Below are 11,232 nucleotides of genomic sequence, written 5' to 3' on the forward strand. Positions count from 1 at the left end.
GCACCAGGACCACAGGAGCACATCTGACATGAACCTCTTTGACAACTCGGCACCCGGCCTCCCCGCTGCCCAGCCCAGCGCGCCGACCATGCCCGATTCCCGCTACATCCTGCCCTCCTTCGAGGAGCGCACCCCCTACGGCTTCAAGCGTCAGGACCCCTACGCGAAGCTCTTCGAGGACCGCATCGTGTTCCTGGGCAGCCAGGTCGACGACGCCTCGGCGGATGACATCATGGCGCAGCTGCTGGTGCTGGAGTCCATGGACTCGGAGCGGGACATCACGCTCTACATCAACTCCCCGGGCGGTTCCTTCACGGCGATGACCGCCATCTACGACACCATGCAGTTCGTGCGACCGCATATCCAGACGGTCTGCCTGGGTCAGGCGGCCTCCGCCGCGGCGGTCCTGCTCGCCGCGGGCACCCCCGGCAAGCGCCTCGCGCTGCCCAACGCGCGCGTGCTGATCCACCAACCAGCAGTGGGTGGCACTCAGGGCACCGCCACGGACCTGCAGATCCAGGCCGATGAGGTGCGCCGCATCCGTGACTGGATGGAAGAGGTGCTGGCCGATCTGACCAAGAAGTCCAAGGATGAGGTCGCCGAGGACATCGACCGCGACAAGTTCCTCTCGGCCGCCGGTGCCAAGGAATACGGCCTGGTCGATGAGGTCCTCGCCTCACGCAAGCTGCCGGTCTGATCCAGGGCCTCGGCGCATGAGACCGTTGCCGGATCATGCTCCGCTTCACATATGACTCGATCGGGGACGTTCTTCACGGACGTCCCCGATCGTGTCAGGGCCCTGAAGTACCCTAGATACGAATCACACATCAGGTCTTGAGGGGATTGCACATCCATGGCACGCATAGGTGAGAGCGCAGATCTGCTCAAGTGCTCATTCTGCGGAAAGAGCCAGAAGCAGGTCCGGTACAAGCTGATCGCTGGACCGGGCGTCTACATCTGTGACGAGTGCATAGAACTGTGCAACGAAATCATCGAGGAGTACCTCAATGAGGTGCAGGAGCCCGATGACTTTGAGCTGCCCAAACCGCGCGAGATCTACGATTTCCTCGACGAGTACGTGATCGGCCAGGACAAGGCCAAACGGTCGCTCTCCGTGGCGGTGCACAATCACTACAAGCGGATCCAGGCCACCGGCTCGGCGAAGAAGACCACATCCCTGGAGAAGGGCCCCCTGGACGATGTCGAGATCGGCAAGTCCAACATTCTCATGGTCGGCCCCACCGGTTCCGGCAAGACCTATCTTGCTCAGTCGCTCGCCCGAAAGCTGCAGGTTCCCTTCATCGTCGCCGACGCGACCAGCCTCACCGAGGCTGGCTATGTCGGTGAAGACGTGGAGAATATCCTGCTCAAGCTCATCCAGGCGGCCGACGGCGATGTGAAGAAGGCCGAACAGGGCATCATCTACATCGACGAGATCGACAAGATCTCCCGCAAATCCGAGAACCCATCCATCACTCGTGATGTATCCGGTGAGGGGGTCCAGCAGGCTCTGCTGAAGATCCTCGAGGGAACCGTGGCCTCGGTGGCTCCGCAGGGCGGGCGCAAGCATCCGCAGCAGGAGTTCATCCAGATCGACACCTCCAACATCCTGTTCATCGTCGCCGGTGCGTTCGCCGGGCTCGAGGAGATGATCGAGTCCCGCGCCGGTCGCAAGGGGATCGGCTTCGGCGCGCCGCTGTCGACCATCACCCGCGGTGAGGCCAGCTACGCGGACGTCGAGCCCGAGGACCTGCACAAGTTCGGCCTGATTCCCGAGCTCATCGGCCGTCTTCCGGTCATCGCGACGGTGGAACAGCTCGACGCTGCCGCGCTCACCGATATCCTCACCAAACCCCGCAATGCCCTGGTGAAGCAGTACCAGAAGATCTTCGCGATCGACGGAGTTGAACTGGAGTTCACCCCCGAGTCACTCGGGGCAGTGGTGGAACAGGCCGAACTGCGCGGCACCGGTGCCCGCGGTCTGCGCTCCATCCTGGAGAACGTGCTCGGCCCGGTGATGTTCGAGCTTCCCTCCCGGGATGACATCGCCACTGTGACCATCACCGAAGCGGTGGTCCGGGAGGGTGCCGAGGCGGAGCTTGTGACCCTGACTGAAGCCAAGAAATTCCGCAAGAAATCGGCCTGACCTGGATTTTCCCTCCTTGAGATGTCTGGCTATTTGCTGGGCGTCAGCTGAGGTGTAGTCTCTCTCTCACGTAGTGGCTCAGGTCACATTCAGTGGCCCGGCACCGTCGCCGGGTGACGAGAGGCGGCAGATTCATGGGTGGTTCAGTTGGCACCCCGCACAGAGGGCGCCCAGCTCGAGTGGTGGGTGCCGCACTCGCGGCAGGCATCCTGCTGAGCGGATGCTCTGGGGGAGAGGACGTGCCGGTCCTCACCTGGTACATCAATCCCGACGACGGCGGTCAGGCCACCCTCGCACAGCAGTGCACCGATGAGGCCGAAGGCGCCTACGAGATCCAGACCTCGCTGCTCCCTGCGGATGCGCCCTCCCAGCGCGAACAGCTGGCGCGGCGCCTCGCGGCCAATGACGCCTCTCTCGACATCATGTCGCTGGATCCTCCCTTCATCCCTGAACTGGCAGAACCAGGATTCCTGGCACCGGTCCCAGATGACGTCGCCGAACGCACCACCGAAGACACCCTCGAGGGCGCACTGGCCGGAGCGATGTGGAACGAGGAACTCGTCGCCGTCCCGTTCTGGGCCAACACCCAGCTGCTCTGGTACCGGGAATCGGTGACGGAAGCGGCTGGACTCAATATGGACGAACCGGTCACCTGGGACCAGATCATCGAAGCCGCCATGGAACAGGACAAGCTGCTGGGCGTGCAGGGCACGCGTGCGGAGTCCATGACGGTCTGGCTCAACGCTCTGGTGGAGTCGCAGGACACCTCGATCCTCGTCGATCCCGAAGCGCGGGCCGTGGACCTGGAGACCAACTTCGACACCGCAGAAGGCGAGAAGGCCGCCGAGATCATCGGGACAATCGGCACCGAGGGTCTCGCCGGCCCCGGGGTTGCCTCCATGGACGAGAACCAGTCGATGCTGCTCTTCCAGGGAGACAACGGCTCCTTCATGGTGAACTGGCCGTTCGTCTGGGCCGCGACCAAGGCCGCCGTCGAGGAGGGGGTGCTGGAGCAAGACCTCCTCGAGGACATAGGCTGGTCACAGTACCCCCGGGTGGACGAAGACACCGCCTCCGCGCCGCCGCTGGGCGGGATCAACCTTGGCGTCGGCGCCGATTCGGAGAACCAGGACCTCGCCTTCGACGCGATCGAATGCATCGTGCAGCCAGAGAACCAGACCGAGTACTTCATCACCAACGGAAACCCGCCCTCCTCGGAATCGGCCTACGAGGATGAAACCCTCGAAGAGGACTATCCGATGGCAGACGCCATCCGCGAGGCCCTCGCCAATGCGGCACCCCGACCCCAGACTCCGTTCTACAACGAGATCTCCACGGCCATCCAGCAGGAGTTCACGCCCATCTCAGGGGTGCGCGGAGACAGCACGCCGGCGGAGACCGACTCCTTCATCCTTGAAGTCCTCAGAGGGGAGCGTCTCCTGTGACTACCGCACCAGAAACATCTCGGCGGCAGAAGCGCGAGAGCAGCGGATCGTCCCAGCCGAAGGGCGGGACCAAGAAGAAGAGCAATCGAGCGAAGTCCGAGGCCCGGCTGGGCTGGCTGATCGCAGGCCCGGCATTCTTCATCATGCTCTCGGTGACCGCCTACCCGATCGTCCAGGCCGTCTACGACTCACTGTTCTCCTTCCGGCTCACCGCACCGGATGATCGATCCTTCGTGTTCCTGCAGAACTACCTCACCATCTTCTCCGACGTCGAAGTCTTCTGGCAGGCATTGGGTGTGACGCTCTTCGTCACCGTGGTGACCGTGGCGGTGGAGCTGATCCTCGGCTTCGGACTGGCGCTGGTGATGCATAAGGCGCTCAAGCGGATCCGCGGTGCGCTGCGTACGGCGATCCTCGTGCCCTACGGCATCATCACCGTGGTCTCGGCCTTCGCCTGGTACTACATGTTCGACATCAACTCCGGGTTCGTGAACAACTGGTTCGGCTGGGTGCCGGGCATCGACAGTGATCTCGACTGGTTCGCCAACTTCGGCACTGCCATCACCATCATCATGGCCTCCGAGATATGGAAGACCACGCCCTTCATCGCGCTGTTGCTGCTGGCCGGACTGGCCCAGGTGCCTGATGAGCTCGTCGAGGCCGCGAAGGTCGATGGAGCCAGCTGGCGCCAGCAGATGACACGGGTGATCCTGCCGAACATGAAGGCGGCCATCATGGTGGCGGTGCTGTTCCGGGCCCTGGATGCCTTCCGCATCTTCGACAACGTCTTCATCATGACCAATGGGTCGGCCAATACCGAAGTGCTCTCCCTGCTGGCGTACCGGACCTCGATCGGCCGGCTGGAGATCGGTCTGGGCTCTGCCGTCTCGGTCATTCTGTTCATCTGCGTGCTGTTGATCTGCTTCATCGCCATCAAGTTCTTCAAGGTCGATCTGGCCAGCGGCACCGATGCCAAGGGAGGGAAGTGATCATGGCCTCCAATGGAAAGCTCACCGGCAGGCAGCGGCTCGGGTGGACGGTGCTGACCGTCGTCGTTCTGCTCTACGCGCTGTTCCCCGTGGCCGCCATCCTGGCCACCAGCTTCAAGACCCAGGCGGATCTCGGCAATGCGTCCTTCCTGCCCTCCAGCTGGACCTGGGAGAACTATCAGATGATCCTCGTGGGCGATGCCCAGGGGCTGTTCCTCACAGCGCTGCGCAACTCGATCGGCATCACCCTGATCGCCACGTTCATCGCAGTCGTGCTGGCCACCCTCTGCGCCTACGCCATCGCTCGGCTGGACTTTCCGGGCAAGAAGATCATCCTCGGCTCCGCGCTGGCGGTCTCGATCTTCCCCGTGATCTCAGTGGTCACCCCGCTGTTCAACCTCTGGCGAAACATCGGGCTCTACGACACCTGGCCCGGTCTGATCATTCCGTATCTCTCACTGACGCTTCCGATCTCCATCTGGACCCTGGCCGCGTTCTTCCGACAGATCCCCTGGGACCTGGAGCAGGCGGCGCAGGTCGACGGCGCGACCCAGTGGCAGGCCTTCCGACGCGCGATCGTCCCGCTGGCCATGCCCGGAGTCTTCACCACTGCGATCATCGCGTTCTTCATCGCTTGGAACGACTTCGTCTATGGAATATCGCTGACCTCCACCGAAGCCGCCCGACCGGTGCCAGCGGCCCTGGCGTTCTTCACAGGTGCCTCCCAATTCGAGGAGCCCACCGGCGCGATCTCGGCCGCCGCCATCGTCGTGACCATTCCCGTCGTCGTGCTGGTGCTGCTCTTCCAGCGACAGATCGTCTCCGGACTGACCCAGGGCGCCGTCAAGGGCTGAGTAGAAAAGGACTCCACTTCCATGTCATCCATCACGCTTCAGAACCTCGTCAAGAAGTACGACGACGGCTTTCCCGCCGTCAACGACATCTCCATCGACATCGAGGACGGCGAGTTCATCATCCTGGTGGGACCCTCGGGCTGCGGCAAGTCCACGCTGCTGCGCATGATCGTCGGCCTCGAGGACATCACCGAGGGCGACCTGCTCATCGGAGGAGAGCGCGTCAACGAGAAGGCCCCCAGGGAGCGCAACCTCGCCATGGTCTTCCAGAGCTACGCGCTGTACCCCCACCTGACCGTCTACGAGAACATCGCCTTCCCGATGCGGCTGACCAAGGGGCAGTTCACCAAGGAGCAGATCGACGAGAAGGTCCAATACGCCGCAACGATGCTCGAGCTGACCGAGCATCTGGACCGCAAGCCGGCGAACCTCTCCGGCGGTCAGCGGCAGCGGGTGGCGATGGGCCGCGCGATCGTGCGCGACGCCGACGCCTTCCTCTTCGACGAGCCGCTCTCGAACCTGGATGCCAAGCTCCGTGGCCAGATGCGGGCCGAGATCGCCCGCCTCCAGCGCGAGCTCAACACCACGAGCGTCTATGTCACCCACGATCAGACCGAGGCCATGACGCTGGGCGACCGGGTGGCGGTGCTCAAGAAGGGTCTGCTCCAGCAGATCGCCTCCCCGCGTGAGCTCTACGAACAGCCCGCGAACCTGTTCGTGGCAGGGTTCATCGGCTCGCCCTCCATGAACTTCCTGCCCGGCACGGTGGAGGGCAACGTGTTTTCGACTCCGTTGGGCAAGATCGAGATCCCTGATCGCGCCGCGAAGGCCGGAGCGGGACGAGACATCGTGCTCGCCGGCATCCGTCCGGAGTTCTTCGAGGACGCCACTCAGCTCAGTGACGTGCAGTTGTCCAAAGGCACCACCTTCACTGCTGAGATCAGCCACAGCGAGTGGCTGGGCAATGAGCAGTACGCGTACGTCGGCTACGAGACCGACGAGCGGGTGGCAGACGCGCTGCAGAATCTGGCGGAGGAGATGGATGCCGATGAGCTGCGCACCCAGCTGGTGGTGGAAGTGGATGCCACCTCGCGGTTCCGCGGGGGAGACAGCGCCGAGCTGTGGCTCGACACGCGGAGGATGCACCTCTTCGACCCGGTCTCCGGAGAGAACCTGACCCGCGACGAAGAGGCAGGCGCGGAGCTGACGCGGGAGGCTCGGGAAGACCGACGACGCGACGCCGAGCGATTCGCCGCTGCCAAGAAGGACTGAGCTTCGCGGCGGCGCGGTGTCGGGTGATGTGCGCGGAACTGGTGACCGAAGGGCATACCCCCAGGCCAGCCTGGGGTGCTAAGTTGTTCGCAGACAAACGAACTGGTCAGCAGGGCACCGACGTCGTCGGCTGCTTTCTGCCCCCGTGACCGCGAGGTCGAGAGTGGAGCCGAAGCTATGAGCACCGTCCCGGATGAGCTGCAGTACAGCGCCGAACACGAATGGATCGCAACGACCGCAGATCCCAGCGTGGTCCGCATCGGAATCACCGACTTCGCCCAGGACGCCCTGGGGGAGGTCGTCTACGTGGAACATCCCGAGGTGGGGGCCACTGTGGCAGCCGGTGACGTGGTCGGAGAGGTCGAATCCACCAAGTCCGTCTCCGACATCTACGCGCCGGTCGCCGGTGAGATCGTGAGCGTGAACTCCGAGCTCGACGCGAACCCCGGCTCGGTGAACACCGATCCCTACGCCGCCGGATGGCTGTTCGAGGTGAGACTGGCAGAGTCCTCAGGGTTGGACGCCCTGCTCACTGCCGAGGACTACAGAAACCAAGTAGGCTGAAGGCCCCGGATGGACCGCCCCAGGAGAGGAGGCGACGTGGAGACTACACGTGGTAATGACAACGTTCAGAGTGCAGCGGAGACGACCAGTATCTCCCTGCCTCCAGTTGAAGCGCAGGCAGGAGAGCCGCACCTCTCCGAGGACGATCAGCAGGCGATCGCGGCCCTGCCCAAGAACTCGGCGCTGCTGATCGCCCACACAGGGGCGAACCAGGGAGCACGCTTCCTGCTCGACCAGGACCTGACCAGCGTCGGACGCCACCCGGAGGCCGGCATCTTCCTCGACGACGTCACGGTCTCCCGCCGTCACGTGGAGCTGCTCCGAGAGGGCAGCGCATTCCAGGTCAAGGACCTCGGCAGCCTCAACGGCACCTACGTCAATCACGACCGGGTGGACGAGTACCGGCTCAAGCCCGGTGACGAGGTCCAGATCGGTAAGTTCCGTCTGACCTTCTATGCCGGGTCCAGAGATTCCGACTGACCGGTGAATCAAAATGCGCGGGCGAGGAAGACCTTCACGTTATCCTGAGGCTGATTTCGTTCCTTCCCCACAGCCCGAAAGAGGACACGCAGTGAGTGCTTCCCCAGCGCCGAGGCCTAAACCGGCCCCGACCTCGCCCGAACCTGCCACCTCACATGTCTTCACGATCTCCGAAGTGCTGCGCGAGCTGCAGAACGAGTTCCCCGATCTGACCGCGTCGAAGCTGCGCTTCCTGGAGGAGCGCGATCTGGTCGAACCGGCCCGCACCGCATCCGGATATCGCAAGTATTGTGCGGCAGACGTGGAGCGGCTGCGATTCATCCTCGCGCTGCAGCGGGATCGTTATATGCCCCTGGACGTCATCAAGCAGACGATGGACGCGATCGATTCGGGGGAGACCCCCGAGGCGCTGCCGCAGGCGGCCCCGGTGGGTCCGCGTGAGGTCACCGATGAGATGGCGGCGCAGATCACCGGGCGAATTCGTCCGATGTCCCGCAAGGAGCTGAGGGCGCACTCCGGCGCCACCCGAGGCATGTTGGACACGCTGGAGAAGTTCCGCATCATCCAGGCCGACGCCGAGGGCAATTACAGCCACCACGACCTCAAAGCGGTCAAGGCCGTGCGAGTCCTGGCGCGCTACGGGCTGGAGCCCAAGCACCTTGCGAACATCCGGCGTTCGGCGGACAACGAGCTGGACCTGATCGCCCGCGCGATGGCTCCGCATGCCGCCCGCAAAGACACCGCCGCGCGCGCCCGGGTCGCCGAGTCCTCCAAAGAGATGCTCCAGTGCCTCAAGGACCTGCGCGCCTCCATCATGGACACCTCAGTGGAGCAGCTGGACAAGAACTGACTTAGAATTGACCCATGGAGAGCCAGCTGGTTCCGCTGGATGTCGTGGGTGTTCGGATCGAACTCCCATCCAAACAGCCTGTGGTCGTGCTCCGCGGGGCGGAACCCGGTCTGGAGAACCTCCACGTGGCGGTCCTGGTGGGCCCGGCGGAGGCCAACGCCGTCGCCATGGCCATGGAGAAGAAGATCCCTCCGCGTCCGATGACCCACGATCTGCTCGCCGAGGTGATGACCCGGCTGGGCTCCGGGGTGCGTTCCGTGGAGATCAGCATGCTCGACTCCTCCACCTATCGCGGGACCATCACCCTGGGCAGCGGTCGCAGCTTCGACGCACGCGCCTCCGACGCCATAGCAGTGGCGGTGCGTGTGCAATGTCTGGTCACCATGGACCGCGAGACGCTGAACCGGGTGGGCATCACCCCGCGCACCGCCGCGACCGGCCAGCGACCCATCTCCGAGGACGAGATCAAGGAGTTTCGGCGCTTCCTCGAGGACGCAGAGCCCGAGGACTTCGAGTGAGTCTGTCGACGCTGACTAGTGCAATTCGGCGACACGCCGTAGAGTAAATTCGAATGTCTTTGACCCCCGGCGGCTGTCGCCATACCGTCAAGGGACAAGGTTTCCGCATGCATCACCCGGGTGGCTCGATCAATCCAGGGTTGAGCTAACCCAGCGGGTTCCAGCACTTCAGGAAGGTACCAGGTGGGTCCAGAATCGCACGCGGACGCTGAACGCATACGGCCGGGGCAGGCAGCTGCCCAGCAGCCGCTGTTCAGCGACGGCCTGCCCGAGCTGGACGAGGAACTTGGATACCGTGGACCCGTGGCCTGCGCCGCGGCCGGCATCACGTACCGTCAGCTGGACTACTGGGCCCGGACCAAACTGGTGCAGCCCTCCATGCGCAACGCCGCCGGATCCGGCTCGGCGCGCCTCTACTCTTTCCGCGATGTGCTGGTGCTCAAGGTGGTCAAGCGCCTCCTCGACACCGGCGTCTCGCTGCAGCAGATCCGTACCGCCATCGAGCACCTTCGAGAGCGCGGCGTGGATGACTTGGCACAGATCACTCTGATGTCCGACGGCGCCTCGGTGTACGAATGCACCTCCGCCGACGAGGTCATCGACCTCGTGCAGGGCGGTCAGGGCGTGTTCGGCATCGCGGTGGGCCGCGTCTGGCGCGAGGTCGAAGGAAGCCTGGCCGAGCTCCCGCGTGAGCGGACCGAGCCGGAGCCGTCGGCGCTGACCGGCGAAGCGGCCGTGGCAGAGGACGAGCTCGCGCAGCTGCGCGCCCGCCGTCGCTCACAAGCCTCCTGAGCAGCCTCACCCACCTACACCGCGAGGGGTGAACCCTCCCACCTACGCGTTGAGGGGCGGATTCTCCGGGCATCTGAGGCCGAAGTAGCCCCAGAATACTCGTAGAATCCGCCCCTCAACGGGTGTGGGGTGGGGGAGTCAGAGCAGCTGTTTGAGCAGCTGGTCGAAGGACTTCGCGAGATCCCTGACCTGATCGCCGGGCCACTGGTGCGCCGGATACGCTGCCCCCTGGATCTGCTGCCAGAACGGGTTCTCCTCCAGCACCGGGAGCATGAGCTTCTCCTTATAGAGCCGCTCCATCTCCAGCAGCCGATACTCGTGCTCGGTGGAGTCCGCGCGAGCGCGGTTGACCACGACGCCGGCGGACTTCAGCTGCGGAGCGTACTCGTTGGAGAACATCCGGATGGCGCGCATGGTCCGCTCGGTTCCGGCCACCGAGAACAGGCTCGGTTCGGCCACCAGCAGCACACCGTTCGACGCCGCCCAGCCGATCCGAGTCAGCCCGGCCAGAGAGGGCGGGCAGTCCACGAGGATCAGGTCGTAGCCGGTCACTCCATCGAGCAGGGTGCGCAGCCGGCGCATGTCCCGCGGACGAATGTCTGGGCGGTCGAAGGTGGCGGAGAGTGCGGAGCCCACGACCACGTCGAGCTTCGCCGTGGAGCGCCGCTCCTCGGGCAGCAGGTCCACCCAGCCGGAGCGCACCACGTGCTCGCTGAGCGTGGCGCGCTTGGCGTCACGCAGCAGCTGCCCCGCCTCGGTGCCGCTGCCGCGCTTCACCGCCAGACCCGTGGTGGAGTCCGCATGGGGGTCAAGGTCGACGACGAGGGTCCGCACCCCCTGTTGGAGGGCGGCCGAAGCCAGGCCCATGGTGACCGAGGTCTTACCGACCCCGCCTTTCAGGCTGGAAACGCTCAAGATCTGCACGGTACCCATCATAGGGATGATCGGCACAGGAACTCATTCCGGCGCTCCGCGCGGCGAGGCTCAGTCGATCTTCATCTCACCCATCTCGTCCCATCCCTCACCCTCGACCTGGCGAGAGATGATCTTCGGCGTGGAGACCAGAGCCTGAGCCATGGCGCCCTCGGAGCTCGTGGCCTGCTGGAAGTGCTCGGACTCGACGTGGGGACCCGCGGCGTCGTCGTCGAAGGCCTCGATCAGCACGTACTCGTTGGGGTCCTCCAGGCTGCGCGACCAGTCGAACCACTTATTGCCCGGTTCGGCCCGGGTGGCCTCGGTGAACGAGCGGGTGATCTCGGGCCACTGCTCGGCGAACTCGGGCTTGACCTGGAACTTCACGACTATGAGGATCATGTTCTCTC

13 protein-coding genes are annotated in these 11,232 nt (G+C 64.3%); 11 read left to right on the top strand and 2 right to left on the bottom strand.

The features are described 5' to 3' along the window. Positions 1 to 28 precede the first annotated feature (28 nt). From IY716_RS00555 to IY716_RS00605, 11 genes are all read left to right on the top strand, one after another. A complete protein-coding gene (locus IY716_RS00555; protein WP_218219733.1) occupies positions 29 to 697 on the top strand; it encodes an ATP-dependent Clp protease proteolytic subunit in 669 nt (222 codons plus the stop codon). 156 nt (positions 698 to 853) lie between these two features. Beyond that, complete coding sequence (gene clpX, locus IY716_RS00560; protein ID WP_218219734.1) at positions 854 to 2,146, top strand: ATP-dependent Clp protease ATP-binding subunit ClpX; 1,293 nt, start codon at positions 854 to 856, stop codon at positions 2,144 to 2,146. Between the two features lie 134 nt (positions 2,147 to 2,280). After that, positions 2,281 to 3,591: an extracellular solute-binding protein gene (locus tag IY716_RS00565; protein WP_218219735.1), complete on the top strand. Its 1,311-nt coding sequence runs from the start codon at positions 2,281 to 2,283 to the stop codon at positions 3,589 to 3,591. After that, a complete protein-coding gene (locus IY716_RS00570; protein ID WP_218219736.1) occupies positions 3,588 to 4,580 on the top strand; it encodes a carbohydrate ABC transporter permease in 993 nt (330 codons plus the stop codon). The genes IY716_RS00565 and IY716_RS00570 overlap by 4 nt, the downstream gene beginning before the upstream one ends. A gap of 2 nt (positions 4,581 to 4,582) precedes the next feature. Next, positions 4,583 to 5,434: a carbohydrate ABC transporter permease gene (locus IY716_RS00575; RefSeq protein ID WP_218219737.1), complete on the top strand. Its 852-nt coding sequence runs from the start codon at positions 4,583 to 4,585 to the stop codon at positions 5,432 to 5,434. Positions 5,435 to 5,455: 21 nt separating this feature from the next. Next, complete coding sequence (locus tag IY716_RS00580) at positions 5,456 to 6,706, top strand: ABC transporter ATP-binding protein (RefSeq protein WP_218219738.1); 1,251 nt, start codon at positions 5,456 to 5,458, stop codon at positions 6,704 to 6,706. A gap of 177 nt (positions 6,707 to 6,883) precedes the next feature. Further along, positions 6,884 to 7,270, top strand: coding sequence for a glycine cleavage system protein GcvH (gene gcvH, locus IY716_RS00585; protein ID WP_218219739.1), 387 nt, complete (start codon positions 6,884 to 6,886; stop codon positions 7,268 to 7,270). Positions 7,271 to 7,279: 9 nt separating this feature from the next. Beyond that, the gene (locus IY716_RS00590; protein ID WP_218219740.1) at positions 7,280 to 7,750 is read left to right on the top strand and encodes an FHA domain-containing protein; all 471 of its coding nucleotides are present in this window, start codon (positions 7,280 to 7,282) and stop codon (positions 7,748 to 7,750) included. Between the two features lie 91 nt (positions 7,751 to 7,841). Then, positions 7,842 to 8,600, top strand: a complete 759-nt coding sequence (locus IY716_RS00595) for a MerR family transcriptional regulator (RefSeq protein WP_318779719.1) — start codon at positions 7,842 to 7,844, stop codon at positions 8,598 to 8,600. A 14-nt stretch (positions 8,601 to 8,614) separates the two neighbouring features. Further along, entirely contained in the window at positions 8,615 to 9,118 is a 504-nt protein-coding gene (locus tag IY716_RS00600) for a bifunctional nuclease family protein (RefSeq protein WP_218219742.1), read from the top strand. Positions 9,119 to 9,301: 183 nt separating this feature from the next. After that, positions 9,302 to 9,910, top strand: coding sequence for a MerR family transcriptional regulator (locus tag IY716_RS00605; protein ID WP_218219743.1), 609 nt, complete (start codon positions 9,302 to 9,304; stop codon positions 9,908 to 9,910). A gap of 138 nt (positions 9,911 to 10,048) precedes the next feature. Here the strand turns inward: IY716_RS00605 and IY716_RS00610 are convergent, their stop codons facing one another. Both IY716_RS00610 and IY716_RS00615 read right to left on the bottom strand, forming a co-directional pair. Beyond that, complete coding sequence (locus IY716_RS00610; RefSeq protein ID WP_218221314.1) at positions 10,049 to 10,834, bottom strand: ParA family protein; 786 nt, start codon at positions 10,832 to 10,834, stop codon at positions 10,049 to 10,051. Positions 10,835 to 10,894: 60 nt separating this feature from the next. Beyond that, positions 10,895 to 11,224: a putative quinol monooxygenase gene (locus IY716_RS00615; protein ID WP_218219744.1), complete on the bottom strand. Its 330-nt coding sequence runs from the start codon at positions 11,222 to 11,224 to the stop codon at positions 10,895 to 10,897. Positions 11,225 to 11,232: the final 8 nt, after the last annotated feature.

This window comes from Nesterenkonia sp. Act20 (assembly GCF_019173455.1).
GTDB lineage: Bacteria > Actinomycetota > Actinomycetes > Actinomycetales > Micrococcaceae > Nesterenkonia.